Raw genomic sequence first — 21,331 nt, 5'->3', positions numbered from 1 at the left:
ACCCACCCCCCGCTGCCGCCCGGGCCGCCATGTGTGGGTTCTGTACGGCGGCGGTGGTGGCGCGTCGCTCGGATGCGTGTGGACACGCTGTGGTGGGTGTGAACAAGTAATGACCTGTTCACGCCCACCATTTCCTGTTCAAGCCCCTGGTTGTCGGCTCGACCGGGGCTGGCGCGGTTGCCCGGCGGTGCTGGGGAGCCTTACCACCCGAAAACGACGGGTAGAACTCCCCAACCCGCGCATAGCCAGCCGAACGGCCGAACCTCGTACACCTACTCACCTGCAGGCGGTTCAGCAGAGCGCCGTACCGGCAACGTCCGAAGGATCCGAGGGCGTGGTCTCCGGATCGTCGGACGTTAATCGCTGCTCGGGGCTAACGTCCGAAGGACCCGCGGGCCTGGTGTGCGGATCGTCGGACGTTGTGACGGGCAGGACGGCAAATCGCCCACTCACCGGACCGGTGAATCGCAAGGTGACCGGAGACCTATGGCATGGGGCTGGGGGCGAGGCCGTAGCCGACTCACCACTCGACGGGGATGCCTGGGCGGTAGGTGCCGAAGGTCCACTCGTAGCCTTCGGGGTCGGCTACGCGGCAGCGGTAGTTGCCCCACTCACTCGCGGCCGGCTCCCAGATCGACTCCGCAGCCGCGGCGATCGCGGAGCGGTACACCGCATCCACGTGCTCGCGATCGTCGAGGGCGACGTACATGCCGTGCCCGACGGTGTCCTCCTTACGCACCGGCCGGTCGTAGCCGGCTCGGTCGCTGAAGAGCGTGAACGCGAACCCGCCGTACCGCATCTCCGCGTGCGAGATCCCGCCCTGGTCGTCCGGAAACTCCATGGTGGTCTCAAATCCGAAGGCACGCTCCAGCCAGCGCAGTGCGCCGGGCGCGTCACGGTAGCCGAAGTACGCATGGAAGGTCGCTGTGCTGACATTCTGCTGACTCATGCCCCTCAGCATCACCAGCATGGCGGACACAGGACGTCCGCTACCCGAACCGGTTCCGGTTCGGTTCCTGTCCAGTTCCTGGGAAATGGCAACGGAGTACCTGGTCCGGGCGGGATCGGTCGATGAGGATGGGACGCATGGGACAACCAGTGGTGCTGATGCCGAAACCGATGCATACCGCGGTCGCCGAGGGCCTGAGCGGTCACTGTGAGCTGATCCGGCTCTGGGAGGAGAGCGACCCGGACGCGGTTCTCGCCGCACGTCGCGACGAGATCGTTGCCGTCGCCGCGGGAGGCAGCCGTATCGACGACGCGTTCCTCGATCGACTACCCGCGGTGCGGCTCGTTGCGAGTTTCGGCGTCGGCTACGACCAGATCGATGCCGCTGCGGCCGCCGCGCGCGGTGTCGTGGTCACCAACACTCCCGGCGTCCTGGACGACGAGGTCGCGGACACCGCGCTCGGTCTGCTGCTGATGACGGTCCGCGAGTTACCGCAGGCCGAGCGCTACCTGCGCGCCGGCAAGTGGCAGCAGGACGGCGCCTACCCGTTGACCAAGGCAACGATGAGCGGCCGCAGTCTGGGCATCTTCGGTCTCGGCCGGATCGGCCAGGCGATCGCCGACCGGGTGACGCCATTCGGCATATCGGTGGCCTACCACAACCGCAGCCAGAAGGACGTCGACTATCCCTACTACCCGACGCTGCTCGAGCTGGCGCGCGACGTCGACACCTTGATGGTGGTGATCCCGGGTGGCGACTCCACCCGCCATCTGGTGAATGCCGAGGTCCTGAAGGCTCTGGGGCCGGACGGGATCCTGATCAACGTCGCCCGTGGTTCGGTCGTCGACGAGCAGGCGCTGGTCGACGCGCTCCACTCCGGCACGATCTCCGCGGCTGGGCTGGACGTGTACGAACACGAGCCGAAGGTCCACCCCGACCTCCTCACCCTGCCGAATGCGGTGCTCCTACCGCACGTCGGCTCGGCCACCGTCCCCACCCGCATCGCCATGGGCAACCTCGTCGTGGAGAACTTGCTCAACTGGTTCGCCTACGGCACCGCACTGACCCCGGTGCCGGAGTCGGCAGGGCTCTGACTCCACGACGACTCCACGGCCTGTCCCACCTGACCGGCTCGGGGCGGTCAGGCGGTAGGGAGGTCCCAGATCCGTTCGGTTTCCCAGGCGTACTCCCACGCCTGGATGTCAGGAGGCTCGATACCGAAACCCGTCAGGATGGCGCACACCTGCTCGCGGTGGTGGTTGGCGTGATTGATCGCCTGCGCGATGAAGATCCCGAGCCGCGTCTCGCGTGTGTTGTCGTCGATGACCAGCACCCGCTCGACATCGATCGGCGCCGCGAGGACCTCCTCCCACAGCACACCGGCTTCGTCGTTCCACTGCTCCAGCAGGTCGAAGTCCGGCGCCGCCTCACTGTCCACGAAGTCGAGCGGCCGGTCCGCGATCCGCCGCAGGTAGCTCCCGTCGCAGCGGACGATGTGATCCAGCGTCGCCACGATCCCGCCGTACGTGCCGACACCGGTGACCTCGAGCTGCTCGGCCGTCAGTCCCTGATCCCGGCAGAACCGGATCAGACTCCTGGTCGCCCAGTTGTTGTGCCGAAGAGGATCCCGCAGTACGTCGTTCTCTCCCATCCCTTCACGTTAGCCCGCCACCCCCTCCGCCCGAACCTGGTTTTCGCCACCCCACCAAGCGACGCTTCCTCGTCATCGGGCTCGCACTAGCGAGCCGGGACATCCGAACCGCGGTTGCCCAAGGCCCGTTGGTCAGCGCTCCTCGCCCGAGCCGGTACGACGTTGGGCACGGTTCAGTCAGTTGCCCGGCCTGAACGTGGTTGATCCGTGCTCAACGTGAGCGGGCTGCTCGATGTGTGGGTGGCTTGCCGTCATGCCCGCCACAACGTCCGAAGATCCGCAGACCAGGCGCGCGTGTCCTTCGGACGTTAGCCAGGCAGAACGGCCCCTCGGGGGCTGAGTCGCCGAGGGGCCGGGTCCTGCTGTGCTCAGCTGCCGCTGATGTTGAACATCCAGTTGATGCCGAACCGGTCGACGACCGCGCCGAACTCGTCGCCCCACATCTGCTTCTCCAGCTGGACGGTCACCTTGCCGCCGTCGGAGAGCTTGGAGTAGTACCCGCGCAGATCGTCGGCGTCGTCACCGCTCAGGCTGACCGAGATGTTCTCGCCGGGGTTGTACGGCATCCCCTGCGGCGTGTCCGCGGCCATCACGGTGAAGCCGTTCGGGCTCTCCAGCATGCCGTGCATCAGTTTGTCGTCGTCGTCCGGCCCGTGGCCGGCGCCGAACTCGCCGAACGTATTCGTGGTCAGCTCGCCGCCGAACACGCCTTGGTAGAACTCCAGAGCCTCCCGCGCACTTCCGTCGAACTGGATGTACGGATTCAGTCGAGACGCCATCAGATCTCCCTTTCCCCCTGCGAAGCTTCCTGTGGAACCACCCTTGATCGCACACTAGACCCGGCCACCGACAGTCCGCGACCCTCCGGAACCACCAACCCCATCGCGTCACCGGCCGGACGCCCAGCGTTCGGAGTTGGTGCCCTGCCGGGCGAGTTAGGGTCTGCGGATGATCTTGCGACACATCACGATCGACGCCGAAAATCCGTACGAACTCGCCCAGTTCTGGAGCACCACGACCGGCTGGCCGCTCGGCGAGGGCGACGAGCCCGGGGACGACGAGGTACTGGTCGAGGCTCCTGCCCCGGTGCCTGGACTACTGTTCATCCGCGTCCCGGAATCGAAGACGGTGAAGAACCGGGTGCACATCGACTGGGTGCCCACCGAACGAACCCGGGACGAGGAGGTCGAGCGGCTCGTCGGCCTCGGCGCGAGCATCCACGAGGATCACCGCACGCCCGAGGGACCGGGCTGGGTCACCATGCTCGATCCGGAGCAGAACGAGTTCTGCGTCGAGCGCAGTGAGGCCGAGCGCGCTACCTGATCCGAGAGGGTCCGCTCCGCAAGTTGCCTTGAGCAACTCATAACTTAATCGTCGTCCTGAGCATCGTCAGAAGTGTCAAGAACTTTGGGGAGCTGCTGGGGAGCAGCCAGTAGCTAGGGGATTCCATGCTCAGACGTGTACTTTCGCTTGCCCTCACAACGGCAGGAGTGGGTGGGATGCTGCTCATCCCGACGCCGGCCGGCGCCGCCTTTGTTCCCGGGGGTTATCCCTGCCAGGGCTACAGCACCATCGACGACGCAGTACCGCTGAGCGCCGTGATGAACGACACCTTCATCTGGAGCAAGTTCAAGGCGACGAAGGTCGGTGACGGGAAGGGCAACATCAACTGGAAGTCCAACCCGTACAACAACCCCAGCTGGTACATGTGGCTGCACTCGATGCGCTGGATCGGCCAGGGCATCACCGCGGCGAGCAACGGCGACGACGCCGCGCTCACCCACGTGACCGCGATCGCCCGGGACTGGGTGAAGGACAACCCGTACTCGTGGAAGGCGAACCCCGCCGCCCACGAGGCGACGATGCACCGCACGAACGTGCTGATCTGCCTGCGTCACGCCGTACTGAAGAACCTGAACGTCACCAAGCTGCCGAGCCAGTACGCCTGGCTGGACGCGGCGTTGGTGAACCACGCCAAGTTCATGACCGCCTACTGGGGTGGCCAGGGCAACCACGGTACGGACGAGAGCATTGCTCTCTTCGGTGTCGGGTGCACTCTCAGCCGCACCGACTACATGAAGACCGCGCAGGACCGGTTGGGTAAGGCAATCACCACCTCGATCGACGCCCAGGGCGCGACGAACGAGCAGGCCACCGGCTACGCGCAGTTCAACTACTCTCTCTGGGGCCGTGCCGGGAAGGCGATGCAGGACTGCGGCATCGACCCGGGCAAGACGATCAGCGCCCGCCGTGCACTCCTGGCGACCTTCATCGCGCACGCCACCACTCCGTCCGGCATGCTGCAGCAGATCGGCGACACCGAGTACGTGAAGACCGGCAACGTCCCCGGTACGCCGATCGAGTACGCCGCCACCAAAGGCGTGACCGGCACGGCTCCCGCGGACCGCGTCAAGATCTACTCGGCCGGCTACGTGTTCGGCCGCTCCGGCTGGGGTTCCGCGACCACGCCGTTCGCGGCCGAGTCGGCGTACAGCATCCGGTTCGGTCCGAAGCGGGTCCTGCACGGGCACAGCGACCACACGTCCATCACCTACCAGGCCCGCGGCCGCGACATCCTCGGTGACACCGGGTACGCCGGCTACTCGAACAAGGCCTGGCGCGCCTGGATCGTCGGCCCGTCCGCGCACAACGTGATGACGACCCCGAAGCTCGCCGACACCAACCCGATCACCAAGCTGACCCGCTCCACGGTCCGGGCCAACGCCGACTTCTACGAGATGACCGACGCCCCCGCCGCCGGAGTCACCCGCACCCGCGGCGTCCTGATCCTGCGCAAGCCGGACGTGGTCGTCACCCTCGACCGGGCCACCGCGAAGACCTCGCAGCAGTTCCAGACGCTCTGGCACCTGCCCTCCGACCAGCGGGCCACAGTCTCGGGCCGCTCCGCCGCCGTTGCCACCAAGGCCGGCGAGAACACCCGGACCGTCCTGCTGCAGCTCCCCTACAAGGGCGCGCTCCCGGCCGGCTCCACCCTGGTCAAGACCGGCCAGACCAACCCGATCCAGGGCTGGCACTTCCCGCACATCACCACCCGCAAGGCTGCCTCCACAGTCATGTTCGCCCGCTCCGGCAAGTCGGTCTCGATCCTCTCGCTGATCATCCCGACCCGAGCCAACGGCAAGGTCACCTACACCACCCGCATGGTCGGTACGACGTACGTCGTAGACCTGACGATCGACGGCGTCAAGGCATCGTTCGGCATCACCGGAGGCGGCTCCCTGGTCCGCAGGTCCTGATCACCAAATGTCACCGGCGATGCACAGTGAGAGACTTAGTGGCCTAAACCGTAATTCGTGGGCACACTGAGCATCGTCGGGGGCGACAAAAGCTTTTGAGGTGCCGCGGGGGCGGCCTGGCGGTGGGGGAATTCTGTGGTGCTCAAGCGTGTGCTGTCGTTGGCCCTGATTGCGGCGGGGGTGGGTGGAATCGCGGTCATCGGACCGGCTGCTAGCACGGTCGCAGCCGATGGACCGGGGATCGCGGTTCTGCCGGACGTGCCGGAGCCGGAGGGTTCGCAGTTCGTGCCGGGGACGGCGAACTACGTGCCGGTGACAGGCAAGGCCGCGACCGATATCAGGTCACGGCAGCCAACGACATCGACCACTCGGGTCGCTGGGGCGTCCGGGACGTATGTGTGCCCGGGGTTCAGCACGATCGATGACGCGGTTCCGCTGAGTGCGGTGATGGACGACACGTTCATCTGGAGTACGTACGCGCCGTACAAGGTCGGCGACGGCAGTGGGAACGTCAACTGGAAGCTCAATCCGCACAACAATCCCAGTTGGTACATGTGGCTGCATTCGCTGCGCTGGATCGGCCAGGGCGTCACCGCCGCGGCTGAAGGCGACAAGGCGGCACTCGACCACGTCACGGCGATTGTGCACGACTGGGTGACGGACAACCCGTATTCGTGGACGGTGGACGCCGGCGCGCACGAGTCGACGATGCACCGCACGAACGTGATCATCTGCACGCGGCACGCGGTGCTGGCGAACCTCGGTGTGCAGACGCTGCCGGCGGAGTACTCCTGGATCGATCAGGCTCTGAACGACCACGCGACGTTCATGATCAACCACTGGGGTGGCGCCGGGAACCACGGCACCGACGAGAGCATCGCTCTGTTCGGTGTCGGGTGCACTCTGAACCGCGACGACTACATGCTGACCGCGCAGGACCGGTTGGGTAAGGCGATCACCACGGCGATCGATGCCGAGGGTGCGACCAACGAGCAGTCCACGGGCTACGCACAGTTCAACTATTCGCTGTGGGGCCGCGCGGTCACCGCGCTGACAGGCTGCGGCGTCGACCCCGGAACCACCATCAGTACCCGGCGAGAACTCCTGGCGGCGTTCATCGCCCACGCCACCACACCGCAGGCCAATCTGCACCAGATCGGTGACACCGTGACCGCGAAGACGTACAACATCGCCGGTACGCCGATGGAGTACGCCGCCAGTCAGGGCAAGACGGGCACGGCCCCTGTGGACCGGGTCAAGGTCTACTCGGCGGGGTACGTGTTCGGCCGATCGGGCTGGGGAACCACGACGCCGTTCCCGCAGGAGACGGCGTACAGCCTGCGGTTCGGTGGGCGTCGCGCACTGCACGGCCATGTCGACCACACCTCGGTCACCTACCAGGCCCGTGGTCGCGACATCATCGTCGACAGCGGGTACTCGGGCCATGTGAACGACGGCTGGCGGCCGTGGGTCCTGAGCCCCTTCGCGCACAGCACTCTGACCACTCCGAGACTTGCCGACGCGAATCCGGCGACCAAGCTGACGCGCTACACGGTGAAACCCACCGCGGACTTCTTCGAGATGAGTGACGCACCCGCGGCGGGCGTCAACCGCGTCCGCGCCGTACTGGTCCTGCGGAAGCCGGATGTAGTCGTCACTCTGGACCGTGTCTCCGCAACGACGTCTCAGCAGTTCCAGACGCTGTGGCACCTCCCGTCGGACCAGACCGCCACCGTGACCTCTCGTACGGCGGCGGTCGCGAAGAAGGCCGGCGAGAACACCCGGACCGTGCTCCTGCAGGTGCCGTACCGGGGAGCCGTGGTCCCGCCCGGCTCCACCCTGGTCAAGATCGCCCAGACGGCCCCGAAGCAGGGGTGGGTCTTCCCGAACATCACCACCCGCAACGCCGCTCCGACCGTCATGTTCGCCCGGATCGGCAAGTCGGTCAGCATGCTGTCGCTGGTCATCCCGATCCGGCTGAACGGTCAGGTCGGCTACACGACCCGGATGTCCGGGACCACGTACGTGATCGACCTCACCGTGGACGGCGTGAAGACGTCAGTGGGGATCACCGGCGGCGGGTCCCTGATCCGGATGTCCTGAGCTGGCGGAGCTGTATTGACTCCTTCCCCGCCCCGCCGCCCCGGTCTGGTGATCGCCCTGGCGGGGTAAGTTAGGGCGGTCGGAAGCTTGAGCTGTGGAGGGCGGGTTGAGTCGTCGGAATGCGGGCCGCGAGTTCTTCGTCGGTCCGTGGAGGCTCATTACCGGCCGTTGGATGGCGCTCAGTGGAGCGCTGACGGCGGTAGCGCTGGTGGGCGGTACGGCGGTCGCCGTGGGCCAGGCCGCGTCCGAGGTGGAGCAGCCGCTGGTCAATGTCGCGGCTGCTGGAGCCTCTGGGGCGGATGACCGGACGCCGACGCCTCTGCCGAAGAAGCCGAAGCCGAGCGCCACACCGAAGACGACTACTACTGCGCCGCCGGCGCCGCGGCCGACGGTGTCCCGGCGCTCCAGTTCGGGGCGGCTCGGACCATGGGAGAACCTGAGCCGGCGGATCTCCAGCGTCGCGAAGATCCGGGCGACGGTTCGCGGTGACGGGGTGTTCATGTTCGGCGACAGCATCGCCGTACAGGACGGGCCTGCGCTGGAGCAGCTGGTCGCGGCACAGACCGGTACGCCGGTCGCCGTGCACGACTGGTCGGGGCAGCCGGCGTCGGCGGGGGTGGATGCGCTCGCGGACTGGTCGCGGAAGTACGGGCTGCCGGACCGGATCGTGATGGCGGTCGGGACCAACGACATCTTCGCGCCGGCGGCGTTCGCGACCGAGGTCGAGCAGGCGATGAAGATCGCCGGCCCGAAGCGGACGGTGTACTGGGTGAACGTGCATGCCAACCGGTGGGGCCTCTCGACGGCTGTGCAGTCGGCCGATCGGGCCAACAGTGCGTTGATCAACAAGGCGCTGGACCAGGCGGCCGCACGGCACCCGAATCTGCGCGTGGTGCGGTGGTCGGAGTTCCTCAGTGCGCGGAGTGGGCAGGTCACGAAGTACCTGCGCGACGGCATCCACACCACGCAGCCCACCGGGCAGCGGGCCCGGAACGCGCTGATCGCGCAGGCCCTGGGAAGCGCGGAGTAGTGTCCAGAGCCGCCCCACGCTCGCGTCATGCGGCTCTGGTCGTAGCTGCTGCGGTGGTGATCGGCTCGGTGGCGGTTCCGGACCGCGCCCCGGAGCCGTCCGCCAAGCCTGTGCAAGCGGAGCTCCCGCAGACGACTCCGGTCGCAGCTACTGACCCCAACACCTACACCTGTGCGTCGTACTCCGGCATCGAACGGCCGAACCCAGTGCGGAACCTGTACCGCGACACTTTCGCCTGGGGCACCACACCGCCGTACCAGGTCGGTGACGGACGCGGTGACGTGAACTGGCGGTCCAATCCGGCTCACAACCCCAGCTGGTACATGTGGCTGCATTCACTGCGCTGGCTCGGCCAGGGGATTCGGGCGGCCGGTAAGGGCGACCTGCGTGCGCTGCAACGCGTTGACGCGATTTCGCGCGACTGGGTGCGTGACAACCGCTACCCGTGGCAGGACGACGCAGGTGCTACGGAATCGACCATGCACCGGACGAACGTGCTCATCTGCTTGCGACAGGCCGTGTTGTCGGGACTGCAGGTCACGCGGCTGCCCCCGGCGTACAAGTGGATCGACACCGCTTTGCTGCAGCATGCGCAGTACCTGCAGCGGCACTGGAGCGGTGACTGGAACCATGGCACCGAAGAGAGCCTCGCGCTGTTCGGAGTCGGTTGCACTCTGGGACGTACCGATCTGAAGCGGACTGCGGCTGACCGACTCGCTCGTGGGATCAAGACCGCGATCGATCCGCAGGGGTCAACGAATGAGCAGTCGACCGCTTATGCGCAGTACAACTACTCGCTCTGGGGACGGGCGATCGACGTACTGGGGAAATGTGGTGTCGACGCCAGTCCGACGATCAGAGCGCGACGGCAGCAGCAGGCGAACTGGCTGGCGCTGGCGACCAACTCACTCGGGGAACTGCATCAGCTCGGCGACTCTGAGGTAGTGCGGACGGTACCGGTCGCTGGCACACCACTCGAGTACGTCGGTACGTTGGGGAAGCGTGGTACTCCGCCTGCCCAGCGGGTCGGGGTCTTTGCGGCCGGGTACGTGTTCGGGCGGACCGGGTGGGGTACGCAGCGGCCGTTCGCCCAGGAGTCGACGTACAGCATCCGCTTTGGGCCGGTGCGTCGGCTGCATGGGCATGACGACCACATGTCGCTCACGTACACGTCGTTGGGTCGGGAGGTGCTGGTCGACGGAGGGCATGCCGGCTACAAGGGTGATGCGTGGCAGCGGTGGGCCAGGGGACAGTCCGCGCACAATGTGATGACTGTGTCGGGGGTTGGAGCGTCGGAGACTCGCTTGACTCGCTCGGACGTGCAGGAGTCGTCTGAGTTCTACGAACTGCGTGATGTGGGACGGACGCGCGGCGTACTGGTGCTGAAGGATCCGGACCTGATGGTGGTGCTCGACCGCGGGGCCTCTGCGGTACGGCGTTCGTACGAGACGCTGTGGCACTTGCCTGCTGGTCAGAAGGTCACGCCGTACGGCGCTGGCTCGGTGGTGGCGCAGCGGCCTGGTGACACGGTCAAAACAGTCCTGCTGCAAGTCCCGTACGACGAACCGACCACACCGGCCCGGATAGCGTCGAGCTGGCACTACCGGACGATCGACCAGCGCAGTACGTCACCGGTCATCAGGTTCGAGCGATCGGGACGGACTGCGTCGATCCTGTCGGTCATCGTGCCAGCGCAGGCCAGTGCGGCCGTCAGCTACACCACAAGCCAGCGGTCCGGCCAGACGCTCATCCACCTACAGGTCGGCGCAGCGAGAGCGACGGTCGTTATTGCAGCAGACGGAACGTTGAGCCGTGCGTAGGCTGGCGTCATGCGACAGGTGGGGTTCGAGCTTCGGCCGTGGGAGGACGGCGGCAGTGAGTTCGTTCCGCTTGTGAACGGCGTCAGTCTGGTCGAGCTGATCACGCGGTACGAGCGCGGCGAGGGGCTCGATCCTGCTGGTGGGTACGCCGGTCTGGTGCTCGACAACTTCAGCAGTATCCGCGGGTACCTGGTCGGTGAGCCCAGCACGCCGTACGCGCTGCTCGGTTGTAATTGCGGTGACATGGGCTGCTGGCCGCTGCAGGCGCAGATCCACGCGGACGCCGACACCGTCACGTGGGACAGCTTCCGCCAGCCGCACCGGCCGGACTGGGACTACAGCGGCTTCGGCCCGTTCGTTTTCGATCGCGCCCAGTACGACGAGGCTCTGCAGCTACTGAACTGACACCGTCGGCCGCCAGCCAGCAGGCGGGTCCTCACCGACTCGTCCGTCCACCGCCTCCCGGATCAGATCCGCATGCCCGGTGTGACGGCCGTACTCCTCGACCAGATCGCACAGCAACCGTCGCAGGCTCGGATGCCGCCCGTCCGGCCAACTGATGTGCGCAGGCAGGTCCAGACCGCCCTCAGCCAACGCCGCAGCTACCCGCTCCCGCGAACGCTCCACAGCGCCGTCCCACAACGCGTACAGCTCCTCCGGCGAGTCATCGACAGCGGAGCTGAACTCCCAGTCGTTGTCGTCCCGCCACCCGTTGCCAGTCCACGGCTCGCCGATCGGCAACCCGCGCAGCTTCACGTTGAACATGTAGTCCTCGTTGGCCGCCAGGTGCTTCAGCAACCCGCCCAACGTCACACTCGACGCCCCGATCCGCACCTGCAGCCCAGCTGCGTCCAGCCCGTCAACCTTCCACCGGAACGTCGTCCGCAACCGCTCCAACGCTCCCAGCAGCTGCTCAACCTCACTCCCCGCCAACGGCGGTTCCCACCATGTTTCGCTCATGCCAGAACCGTAAAGCCGATACCGGACGCTTCTCTTCCGGAATCGATCTGCAACTACCTGCAATGTGGGGTTCCGGATCTTTGCCCGCCACGACAGGGTGTAGCCATGACAGAGCGACGCTATGTCGGAGTGATGGCCTCGTACGACGGCCGGGTCGCGCTGGTGCGCGAACAGTACGAGACGTGGGACGCGCCGTACTGGAGTCTTCCCAGCGGAAGCGTCGAAACCGGCGAGACCCCGGAAGCCGGCTCAGCCCGCGAACTGGCCGAGGAGACCGGTCTCAAAGCCCCCTCGCTGCAACTCATCTGGCGAACCACCGTCACAGTTGGCGAAATCACCTCAAACTCCTGGAACTACGCCACCACGGTAGAAGACGACACCTTCGCCATAGCCGACCCCGATGCCTCAGTCCTCGAGGCCCGCTGGTTCCCACCCACCGAAGCCGCCGCCCTGCTCACCAACCTCCCCTATCCACCCCTCGCCGTACCAGCAGTCGCCTACCTGGAAACCGGCCAGGCCCTCCACTGGACCTTCACCTGCACCAACAACACCTGGTCCTGGACCACAGCACCACTCCACCTACCGCCAACGCCGTGACTGATCAGCCGGAATGACAGTTCGTGCAATCAGCGGCCGTACGACGGACCTCGGATCACGGTGAGGGGAACCGGCCAGCCGACGCTAACTGCCGAGATCCTCCCGACGGTCATCCCGATGGGCAAGCCGTTCAGGGAAGGCGCGCCAAGATCGCCGTCTGCGCCGACGAACTCAGAGACGACATCGCCCAACTCCGCTCGTCCAGCTGATAGCGCCGGAGCCCAGTCACCACCTAAATCCACTATATTGTTCTCCTCTTTCCCTCACCTTTCCTCTTTCCTTTCCTTCACTCCCGGTTGGTTCTTGCGCGGGTCCGGGTGGGCCGCAGCGATGGCAGACTTGGGCGGGATGACGAGGGAGCGAACGTGGACGACCTGATTGCACGGGGATTCTGGGGGCCGCGGCGGGAGTCGCCGGAGGTGATCGCCGACAAGCTGGTGGCATTCCTGGCAGACCTGGACGAGGTGGTCGGGGAGTCGCTTCCGTGGTCGTCCCACCATCTTCCGGGGAAGTTGCTTGCTGAGCCGGTGAACGCTCTGCAGGTGATTTCCGACGCTTTCCGCGACAACACCGACGCCCCGCACCTCGGGATCAATCAGGTGTACGAAGCGCACGGCACAAGAGTCGGAAAGCTCCGGATCTCGATGAGTGTTGGGGGATATTCCGATTCCCCGAAACTGCACAACACGTTCTTGGTGCGGTGGCCTGGAGCCGAACTGAGGGCCCTCGCAGGCCCGGTCCTGCGCCGCCTTGTCGCTGCTTGGGATCCGGACTGGGCCGCCGTGACGTCGAGGTCGCTCATGGACGCGATGTCCGAGGTGCAGCCTCGTGGAACGCCAGGGCCGAAGGTCGGGTACCTGACCTATCTCTCTGAGGGGCGTGCGCAGGTCATGCCAGGCGGTTCGGGTCGACACCTACGCGAGCTCGAGAACGGTGGTGTCGTCATCGGCTCCGGCGCGGGCGATGGCTTCCTGTCCGAGGACGAGGTCGGCGCGTTCGCGAGGGATCTCAAGTCCAGCGCGGCCTTCGCGGCGACGCCGACTTCTGGCAGCAAGCTCTCAGCGCACCTTGGCGGCTCGGCCGAGGCGGAGGGCTGAGACGAGGAAGAAGATGCCGCCGAGTACGGCGTACCCGGCGATGTTGGTGAGGGTCGGGTCGGTGGCCGCGGCGCTGACGATGAACGAGCCGCCGGCCAGCACCGAGAGTCCGCCGCTGAGGATCATCGGCCACTGACCGCCGAGCTTGCGGCGGCCGAGGGCGACGAACAACTGGACAAGGCCGGAGATCACGGCCCAAGCACCCCAGACACGCAAAACCGCCGGTACGCCGGACGCTGCACCGAAGGCCAGGCCGATCGCGGCCAGTGAGCTGATCGCGATGTTCACCGAGAGCCCGCGGGAATTGCCGGAGGAACGGGAATCGACGACTGCGGCGCCGACGTCGAACAGGGGGTAAAGCACGAGCAGCGCGATCCCGGCCGGGCCGAGGCGCGACTGGGTGGCGAACATCAGCAGCGCCCAGACGATCGCGAAGGCGAACCGGACGAAGTACAGCCGGCGCAGGCTGGTGGCGAGGTCGGTGGCGGCGATGGTGGTCACGGTGAGCCCTTCACAGAAGTAGACCGAACGTTCTATCTCGTCCCCAGCATGGCAACACCACTTCGAACCTGTCAAGACAGAACGTTCTACCTGCTACGCTCGGACGAATGGTGCAGACTTCAAGGGGCCGGGTGTCCGAGGCGCGCTCGCGACTCCTCGAGACCGCGACGCGCATCTTCTACACGGAGGGCATCCACGCCGTCGGCATCGACCGGATCGTCGCCGAGGCCAAGGTGACCCGGGCGACCCTCTACCGCCATTTCGCCAGCAAGGAAGAACTGGTCGTCGCCTACCTCCAGGCCGTCCACGAACTAGAACTCAACCAGGTCGACGCGGCCGTCAGCAGCGGTCAGCCGGCGGCCGACGTACTGCGAACCATCGCGCAGTCGATCACCGACGGGATCACCTCAGGTCACTTCCGCGGTTGCGCCTTCCTGAACGCCGCCGCCGAGTATCCCGACGCCGAGCACCCCGTCCACAAGGCGGTCCTCGCCCACCGCGACTGGTTCGCCGACACCATCACCAGCCTCTTCGCCCAGTTCGGCGACGCACACCCCGAACGCCCCGCCCGCCATTACGTCATGATGCGCGACGGAGCCATGGCCGCCGGCTGCCTCACGAACCCGGCCCAAGTCAGCCAAACCTTCCTCCAAGGCGTAGAAGGCCTCCTCACCTACCGAACCGCGATCGGCTGACATGTACCTCCTCAATGCCGAAGGCCGCACCCCCGAGGTGTTCGCCGCCTACCACTCGTACGTCGAGCAGAACGCCGAGCGCTTCCCCGCCGGCGCACTCCACCTCGCACGCACCGACTGGTACTACGCGTCCTACGACCCCCGCGGCCCGCACGACAGCCGTCTGGAAAGCATGTCGATCACGGAGCGACCAAGAGACACGAGCTGGCACAACCGAGACGTCTCGCTGGAAGTAACACTCCGCGGCGCCTACGACGACGGTTACATCCGACTGCGCTACCCCTCCGTCCACTCCTACAAGCTCGACGGATTCGGGACCGGGAGCGGTCACGCGGACTGGCGGTACGACGAACTGCGCCTCGACGAGGACGGTCAGCTCGTCCACGAGGTCGAGTGGCACTTCATGCACGCCACGGCCCGCTGGCTGATCGTTGCCGACGACCTCGAGATGTCCTGGCACCCCGATCAGGGCGACCCTGAAACCATCACCCCGCGCTGAACGCAGACCATCCCGCCCGACTCGCCGGTTCACACGGCGTTCACATGCGAGCAACAGCTCCGAAACAGGTCGTTGACACTGTCTAGGGTGGCACGTTCAGGAACACCTGAGGGGACGGCCGCGACGAAGGGACAGTGGGTTGAGTTACAAGGCCGAGTACATCTGGATCGACGGTACCGAGCCGAGTGCGCGGCTCCGCTCCAAGACCAAGATTCTTGCTGACGGCGCCGAGCTGCCGGACTGGGGATTCGACGGTTCGAGCACCAACCAGGCACCCGGTGACAACTCGGACTGTGTGCTCAAGCCCGTCTTCTCCTGCCCCGACCCGATCCGCGGCGGCGACCACAAGCTGGTGCTGTGCGAGGTCTACCTCGTCGACGGCACTCCGCACCCGTCCAACCACCGCGCCCCGCTGCTGCCGATCGCTGCCCAGTACGCCGACCAGGATTCCTGGTTCGGTATCGAGCAGGAGTACACCTTCTTCCAGGAGGGCCGTCCGCTCGGCTTCCCGGCCGTCGGTTTCCCCGCTCCGCAGGGCCCGTACTACTGCGGCGTCGGCGCTGACGAGGTCTTCGGCCGCGAGATCGTCGAGAAGCACCTGGACGCCTGCATCGAGGCCGGCCTGGCGATCTCCGGAATCAACGCCGAGGTCATGCCCGGTCAGTGGGAGTTCCAGATCGGCCCGGCCGGTCCGGTCGACGTCGCCGACCACCTGTGGATCGCGCGCTGGCTGCTCTACCGCATCGCCGAGGAGTTCGACGTCGCCGCGACCTTGGACGCCAAGCCGGCCAAGGGTGACTGGAACGGCGCCGGTGCGCACACCAACTTCTCCACCAAGGCGATGCGTGAGGGGTACGACGCAATCGTCACCGCCTGCGAGTCCCTCGGCGCGCCGGGCAAGGTCGACGAGCACATCGCCGGCTACGGCCACGGCATCGAGGAGCGCCTGACCGGTGCCCACGAGACCGCCCCGCACGACGTCTACAGCTACGGCGTTTCCGACCGCGGCGCCTCGGTCCGCATCCCGTGGCAGGTCGAGGTCGACAAGAAGGGCTACATCGAGGACCGGCGCCCCAACGCCAACATCGACCCCTACACGGTCACCCGCCTGCTGGTGAACACCTGCTGCGCAGCGCTCGAAAAGGCCGGCCAGGTCTGACCTTCGCCGTACGGCGAAGCACTCCGTTCAAGAACAGAGATATTGGGTACGCCGCAGGGGTGAGGAAGGGAGTAGCCCTTGCCGACTGTGGCGTACCGAACTGTTGAGATCGACGGGGTCCGTGTCTTCTACCGGGAAGCCGGACCCCCGGATGCACCCGTGCTGTTGCTGCCGCACGGGTATCCGTCATCGTCGTTCCAGTACCGGGCTTTGATGCCCGCTCTCGCGGATCGCTGGCGCGTGATCGCGCCGGACTTCCCCGGCTTCGGGTACAGCGAAGCCCCGGACGACTTCGACTACAGCTTCCCCGGCTATGCGTCGCTGCTGCATGCCTTCCTGGCCGAGCTGAACGTGGACCGGTTCGCCCTGTACCTGTTCGACTACGGCTCGCAGGTCGGCTTCCAGTTGGCGCTGAAGGATCCGGACCGGATCACGGCGTTGATCATTCAGAACGGCGATGCCTACGAGGAAACACTCGGCCCGAAATACGAGCCCCTGAAGGAATACTGGGCCGAGCCGACCGACGAACGCCGTACCGAACTGGCGAAGGCGGTCAGCGCCGAGGGCCTGCGTGAAGAGGTACTCGGCGAGGTCCCGCCGGAAACGGCCGAGCGGATCAGCCCCGACCTGTGGCAACTGTCGTGGCCGCTGATGGAACCGCACCAGGACATCATGGTCGGCTTCTTCCTGGAGATCCTGTCGAGCGTCGGCCGCTACCCGGAGTACCAGGCCTATCTCCGCGAGCACCAGCCACCGACCCTCATCGTCTGGGGTCCGGAAGACGGCTACATGCCGGCTGAGTCAGCACGCGCCTACCTGGCCGACCTACCCAAAGCCGAGCTACACCTACTGGATGGCGGCGGTCACTGGCTTTTGGAGAGCCACCTCGACCAAGTTGTCCCGCTGGTCCGAGACTTCCTCGACCGCGTCACCTGAACCGTTCAGGGCCGGCGATGGGCCGGCTCGTGGGTGTCATAGTGCTCGCGAGCTTCCGCGACCTTGTCCAGATTGGGCGACCACTCGGCCAGTGACTGGAACAGCGGCGCAAGACTCCGGCCGAGGTCGCTGATCTCGTACTCGACGCGCGGCGGCACCTCCGGGTAGTACGTCCGGACCACCAACCCGTCCCGCTCCAGTTGACGCAGCCGCTGCGTCAGCACCTTCGCCGTGATCACGCCGATCCGCCGCTCGAGCTCGACGAAGCGATGCTTGCCGAACTCGTTGAGTGTCCACAGGATCGGCGTGGTCCATCGACTGAACACCACGTCGATCACCGGCGCGATCGGACAGGCCTGCACCGGATCTGTGCTGTCGATCACATCAACCCCATTTCGCCAGTACTTTCCTCTAGGTACCTACTATCTCAGCACCAGTAGCGTCCTCACCAGTCAAGCAAACGAGGAGCGCACAATGATCGTGGTAACTGGTGCAACGGGGAACGTCGGACGACCTCTCATCGAGTCGCTGGCAGCGGCCGGCGAGCAGGTGACGGCAGTGTCCCGACGAGCGGCGGGGCCGCAGTCGTTCGCCGCCGACATGTCCCGGCCGGAAAGCCTGAAGCCCGCACTAGAGGGAGCAGAGGCGGCCTTCCTGATGACCCCGCCCGACTTCCTCGCCGACGGCGATTTCGGTGCCGTCGTGGACGTCGTACGGGCGGCCGGCGTACAGCGCGTCGTACTGCTGTCCTCGCAAGGCGTGGGCACCGGGCGCCACCCGTCGATCCTGGAGGACGCCCTCACTGGATCTGGCCTGGATTGGACGATCCTGCGACCCGGCAACTTCAACTCGAACGCCTTCCAATGGGCCGAGTCGATACGAACCCGCCGCGTGCTGGAGGCGCCGTACGGCGATGTCCTGCTCCCGGCCGTCGACCCAGCCGACATCGCGGACGTCGCGGCACTGGCTCTCCGAGACCCCAACCACAGCAGCAACATCTACACCCTGACCGGCCCTCAGCCGATCGGCCCGAGGCTGATGGCCGCCGCCATCGCGGACGCCGTCGGCGAGCCCGTGCAGTTCGTCGAACTGACACCCCAGGAAGCCGAAATCCGAATGCTCACTTACATGCCGGCCCCCGTCGTAGAAGCCACCCTCGGCGTCCTCGGCACCCCCACGCCCGAAGAACAAACCCCAACCCTCGACATCGAACGCCTACTAGGTCGCCCCGCCCGCACCTTCACCGATTGGGCCACCCGCAACGCACCGGCCTTCAGCTAGCACGGATCCCGGACTTTCTTAACCCAGGCAAGCTATTGTTCAGTCCTCCGCCCCTGTCACCCGACCGCCCCCAAGAGGTTGACACTCATGAACCGAAGGACACTGTCCGGACTCTGCTGCCTGACTCTGCTTGCTGCCGGCGGCATCTCACTGGCTCTCGGCACCGAAGCCCGCCCGGCGGCTGGTGCCACAGCAGCCGTCACAGCTGGTGCCGCAACACCGTTCGTCGTGGTGGAAGCCGAAGCCGGAACCCTTGGCGGCGCCGCCCGCAAACGCTCCATCAGCCCGGGAGCGGCCGTCCCCACCGTGGCCACCCTGGAGCTGGAAGCATCGGGTTACGCACTCGTCGAACTGAAGAACACCGGTGATTCGGTGACGATCACGAACGCCACAGGCAAGACCGCCAACACGCTCGTGGTCCGCGCGTCGATCCCGGACGCACCGGCCGGCGGCGGCATCACCGCGACCCTCAACCTGTACGTCGATGGCGCGTTCCGGCAGGCGCTCACCTTGAGCTCCGCCCAGGCCTGGAACTATCGCAACGCGACCACGAATCCGGACGACCCCCACGCCGGTGGAATGCCGTACCGCTTCTACAACGAGTTCCCCGTCTGGGTCACCGGCGCTCCGATCGCCCCCGGCAGCACCATCAAGCTCCAGAAGGACGCCGCCAACACAGCAGCGGTGTACGACGTCGATTCCGTCGACCTGGAGAACGTCGGTGCCCCACTGGCCCAGCCGGCGAACTCACTGTCGGTCGTCAGCTACGGCGCTGATCCCAACTTCGGGAACGATTCGACGGTCGCCATCCAGAACACCGTGAATGCCGCCCGGACGCAGGGCAAGTCGGTGTGGATCCCGCGCGGCAAGTACCTGACGAACAGCGCCGCGTCCACCCCGCTGAACCTCACCGGCGTGACGGTGAAGGGCGCGGGGATGTGGCACACCACCATCTACCGCAGGGTTCCCCTCCCGGCGCAGTGGCGGTCCCAGATCCTCGTGGGCTCGGGCACGAACTTGTCGGACCTCCAGATCGATGCAAATGCCATCTGGCGGGGAATCGGCGGAGCCGGCGGGTCCGATTACGGAGTCAACGCCAGCGGCGCCGGCGGTTGGCAGATCGACCGGATCTGGACCCGGCACATCGACGCCAACTGGCTGTCCGGCAGCAACGGCACGATTCAGAACAGCCGTACCGCAGACAGCTACGGTGACGGCTTCAACGCGAACAACGGCAACACCGCACATCCGGACAAGCTCGGCTACAACATCACCATCCGGAACAACTTCGCCCGGGGCACCGGCGACGACTCGTTCGCGACGTACTCCGACGCCGGCGCGGCCGGTACCAACGGCCAGCTGGTCGGTACGAAGATCCTGAACAACACCGCCATCGCCCCCTGGTGGGCGAACGGCATCCGGATCGCCGGCGGCCGGAACATCGAGGTGAAGGACAACCTCGTCAACAGCGTCGCCTCGAACAACGCCCTGGACGTCTCCGTCTTCGGGGACACCGGCCACCCGTTGGAGTCGGCAACCGTCAGCGGCAACCTGCTCATCGGCGGCGGTGGCTGGAACGGCACCCGGTACGGCGTGCGCATCGCCTCCCCGTCACCAACCTCCCTGTTCCCGACGGCCTTCACGACCGCAACGCTGAGCAACAACGTCATCCGCGGCTCCCTCCGAGCCGGCCTGTACGTCGATCTCACCCGCAACAACGTCACCCTGACCAGCAACACCATCGACCGCCCGGCCAAGCAGGGAATCCTGATCAGATCGGGAGTTACCGGCACAGGCACTTTCACCAGCACCACAGTCCAGAACCTGCTCACCGGCCAGGTCCCCTACCAGAACGACTCAGCCACCACCTTCAAAACCACCCTCACCTGCAACTCCTGGCAACCCACCTGCTGATCAGCGAAGCTCTCGGTTCGCGCGTCGTGGTCGCCGACGAGCACGCTGCCGGATCCGCGCGAGCAGCGTGCGTTGCAGATCGGAACCTCCCCGGACAGGTACGGGCCGACTACGGACAGCACGGCGCCAGCGGGAATCCCTAATCTCGAGGCCCCGGCGAACGCCGCCCTAACGATTGGGGAAACCATGTTGAGTACGAAGAGGTTGTCGCATGCCAGGGGCAACCGGTTCCGGGCCCGGACAGCAGCGTTGCTGAGCGCGGCGTTCGTGGCGGTCGGCTCTCTGGTCCTCAGTCCAGGACTGGCTGCCGCCACCGAGACCGGGCCGAGCGCAGTGACCTTGTGCACCACTGATCTGAGGTACGGCGACTCGGGCGGCTGCGTCGAGCGGTTACAGCAGCGACTCAACGAGATGGGCCTCAACTGCGGCAACCGCCTCGTCGACGACGGCTTGTTCGGGCTCGTCACGAGGATGCGGGTGTTCGCCTTCCAGGGTCGCAACCGGCTGGCCATGGACGGCATCGTCGGCCCGGCAACCAGAGCGAAGCTCGCGGACCCGGACGTGAACCTGTCCGTCGGCTGCGACCCAACAGTGGAGGCCCAGATTCGCGCCGTCTTCCCGGACTCGATCGAGAACAAGGCGATCAGGGTCGCCCGGTGCGAATCCGGCATCAACCCGATCGCCGTCGGCCTCAACACGAACGGCACCAAGGACATCGGCGTGTTCCAGTTCAACACCGGCGGAACCCTGCAGGAGTACCTCCCCGGAAGCACCACCCTGATCAAGATCCAGAACGCCCTGAACGCCACCGAAAACATCCGCGCCGCCTATGCCCTGTACCGGGCCCGCGGCTGGCAACCCTGGACCTGCGCCAACGCCTGA

The 21,331-nt window shown here is 66.3% G+C and carries 22 protein-coding genes; 16 read left to right on the top strand and 6 right to left on the bottom strand.

Annotated elements, in window-relative coordinates:
- Positions 1–520 precede the first annotated feature (520 nt).
- On the bottom strand, positions 521–949 hold the full coding sequence (locus tag E1261_RS00840) for a VOC family protein (RefSeq protein ID WP_132400114.1): 429 nt from the start codon (positions 947–949) through the stop codon (positions 521–523).
- A 137-nt stretch (positions 950–1,086) separates the two neighbouring features.
- Here E1261_RS00840 and E1261_RS00835 point away from each other — a divergent pair, with 137 nt between their 5' ends.
- Positions 1,087–2,043, top strand: coding sequence for a 2-hydroxyacid dehydrogenase (locus tag E1261_RS00835; protein ID WP_132400111.1), 957 nt, complete (start codon positions 1,087–1,089; stop codon positions 2,041–2,043).
- 47 nt (positions 2,044–2,090) lie between these two features.
- Here E1261_RS00835 and E1261_RS00830 read toward each other — a convergent pair whose 3' ends face one another.
- Positions 2,091–2,600, bottom strand: coding sequence for a DinB family protein (locus E1261_RS00830; RefSeq protein ID WP_132400109.1), 510 nt, complete (start codon positions 2,598–2,600; stop codon positions 2,091–2,093).
- Positions 2,601–2,968: 368 nt separating this feature from the next.
- Complete coding sequence (locus E1261_RS00825) at positions 2,969–3,379, bottom strand: VOC family protein (RefSeq protein WP_132400106.1); 411 nt, start codon at positions 3,377–3,379, stop codon at positions 2,969–2,971.
- A 169-nt stretch (positions 3,380–3,548) separates the two neighbouring features.
- Here E1261_RS00825 and E1261_RS00820 point away from each other — a divergent pair, with 169 nt between their 5' ends.
- The 6 genes from E1261_RS00820 to E1261_RS00795 all read left to right on the top strand — a co-directional run bounded on the left by E1261_RS00820 (position 3,549) and on the right by E1261_RS00795 (position 11,215).
- Entirely contained in the window at positions 3,549–3,923 is a 375-nt protein-coding gene (locus E1261_RS00820) for a VOC family protein (RefSeq protein WP_132400103.1), read from the top strand.
- A 176-nt stretch (positions 3,924–4,099) separates the two neighbouring features.
- A complete protein-coding gene (locus E1261_RS00815; protein WP_238175930.1) occupies positions 4,100–5,857 on the top strand; it encodes a heparinase II/III domain-containing protein in 1,758 nt (585 codons plus the stop codon).
- A 138-nt stretch (positions 5,858–5,995) separates the two neighbouring features.
- The gene (locus E1261_RS00810; RefSeq protein ID WP_238175929.1) at positions 5,996–7,960 is read left to right on the top strand and encodes a heparinase II/III domain-containing protein; all 1,965 of its coding nucleotides are present in this window, start codon (positions 5,996–5,998) and stop codon (positions 7,958–7,960) included.
- A 172-nt stretch (positions 7,961–8,132) separates the two neighbouring features.
- Complete coding sequence (locus E1261_RS00805) at positions 8,133–8,990, top strand: SGNH/GDSL hydrolase family protein (RefSeq protein ID WP_238175928.1); 858 nt, start codon at positions 8,133–8,135, stop codon at positions 8,988–8,990.
- Entirely contained in the window at positions 8,990–10,810 is a 1,821-nt protein-coding gene (locus tag E1261_RS00800) for a heparinase II/III domain-containing protein (RefSeq protein WP_132400097.1), read from the top strand. The genes E1261_RS00805 and E1261_RS00800 overlap by 1 nt, the downstream gene beginning before the upstream one ends.
- A gap of 9 nt (positions 10,811–10,819) precedes the next feature.
- A complete protein-coding gene (locus E1261_RS00795) occupies positions 10,820–11,215 on the top strand; it encodes a hypothetical protein (protein WP_132400094.1) in 396 nt (131 codons plus the stop codon).
- Here E1261_RS00795 and E1261_RS00790 read toward each other — a convergent pair.
- Complete coding sequence (locus E1261_RS00790) at positions 11,204–11,770, bottom strand: mycothiol transferase (RefSeq protein ID WP_132400091.1); 567 nt, start codon at positions 11,768–11,770, stop codon at positions 11,204–11,206. The genes E1261_RS00795 and E1261_RS00790 overlap by 12 nt on opposite strands.
- Before the next feature lie 105 nt (positions 11,771–11,875).
- Here E1261_RS00790 and E1261_RS00785 point away from each other — a divergent pair, with 105 nt between their 5' ends.
- Both E1261_RS00785 and E1261_RS00780 read left to right on the top strand, forming a co-directional pair.
- Entirely contained in the window at positions 11,876–12,367 is a 492-nt protein-coding gene (locus E1261_RS00785; RefSeq protein WP_132400088.1) for an NUDIX hydrolase, read from the top strand.
- A gap of 365 nt (positions 12,368–12,732) precedes the next feature.
- Positions 12,733–13,464, top strand: a complete 732-nt coding sequence (locus E1261_RS00780; protein WP_132400085.1) for an Imm52 family immunity protein — start codon at positions 12,733–12,735, stop codon at positions 13,462–13,464.
- Here the strand turns inward: E1261_RS00780 and E1261_RS00775 are convergent.
- On the bottom strand, positions 13,426–13,965 hold the full coding sequence (locus E1261_RS00775; protein ID WP_132400082.1) for a hypothetical protein: 540 nt from the start codon (positions 13,963–13,965) through the stop codon (positions 13,426–13,428). The genes E1261_RS00780 and E1261_RS00775 overlap by 39 nt on opposite strands.
- A gap of 107 nt (positions 13,966–14,072) precedes the next feature.
- Between E1261_RS00775 and E1261_RS00770 the strand changes: the two genes are divergently transcribed.
- From E1261_RS00770 to E1261_RS00755, 4 genes are all read left to right on the top strand, one after another.
- Entirely contained in the window at positions 14,073–14,660 is a 588-nt protein-coding gene (locus tag E1261_RS00770) for a TetR/AcrR family transcriptional regulator (protein WP_132400079.1), read from the top strand.
- A 1-nt stretch (position 14,661) separates the two neighbouring features.
- A complete protein-coding gene (locus E1261_RS00765) occupies positions 14,662–15,159 on the top strand; it encodes a hypothetical protein (RefSeq protein WP_132400076.1) in 498 nt (165 codons plus the stop codon).
- A gap of 139 nt (positions 15,160–15,298) precedes the next feature.
- A complete protein-coding gene (gene glnII / locus E1261_RS00760) occupies positions 15,299–16,318 on the top strand; it encodes a glutamine synthetase (RefSeq protein WP_132400074.1) in 1,020 nt (339 codons plus the stop codon).
- A gap of 87 nt (positions 16,319–16,405) precedes the next feature.
- Positions 16,406–17,254: an alpha/beta fold hydrolase gene (locus tag E1261_RS00755; protein ID WP_238175932.1), complete on the top strand. Its 849-nt coding sequence runs from the start codon at positions 16,406–16,408 to the stop codon at positions 17,252–17,254.
- 5 nt (positions 17,255–17,259) lie between these two features.
- Here E1261_RS00755 and E1261_RS00750 read toward each other — a convergent pair whose 3' ends face one another.
- Positions 17,260–17,637 (bottom strand): winged helix-turn-helix transcriptional regulator, encoded by a 378-nt coding sequence (locus tag E1261_RS00750; protein WP_132400067.1) that lies wholly within the window; start codon positions 17,635–17,637, stop codon positions 17,260–17,262.
- Positions 17,638–17,728: 91 nt separating this feature from the next.
- Between E1261_RS00750 and E1261_RS00745 the strand changes: the two genes are divergently transcribed.
- From E1261_RS00745 to E1261_RS00735, 3 genes are all read left to right on the top strand, one after another.
- Complete coding sequence (locus E1261_RS00745) at positions 17,729–18,535, top strand: NAD(P)H-binding protein (protein WP_132400064.1); 807 nt, start codon at positions 17,729–17,731, stop codon at positions 18,533–18,535.
- 87 nt (positions 18,536–18,622) lie between these two features.
- Positions 18,623–20,449, top strand: a complete 1,827-nt coding sequence (locus E1261_RS00740) for a glycosyl hydrolase family 28-related protein (protein ID WP_132400061.1) — start codon at positions 18,623–18,625, stop codon at positions 20,447–20,449.
- 186 nt (positions 20,450–20,635) lie between these two features.
- The gene (locus E1261_RS00735) at positions 20,636–21,331 is read left to right on the top strand and encodes a peptidoglycan-binding protein (RefSeq protein ID WP_132400058.1); all 696 of its coding nucleotides are present in this window, start codon (positions 20,636–20,638) and stop codon (positions 21,329–21,331) included.

This window comes from Kribbella albertanoniae, assembly GCF_004348455.1.
GTDB classification, from domain to species: domain Bacteria; phylum Actinomycetota; class Actinomycetes; order Propionibacteriales; family Kribbellaceae; genus Kribbella; species Kribbella albertanoniae.
Note: the sequence above shows the minus strand (reverse complement) of the source record. Positions and strands in the feature narration are given on the sequence as shown.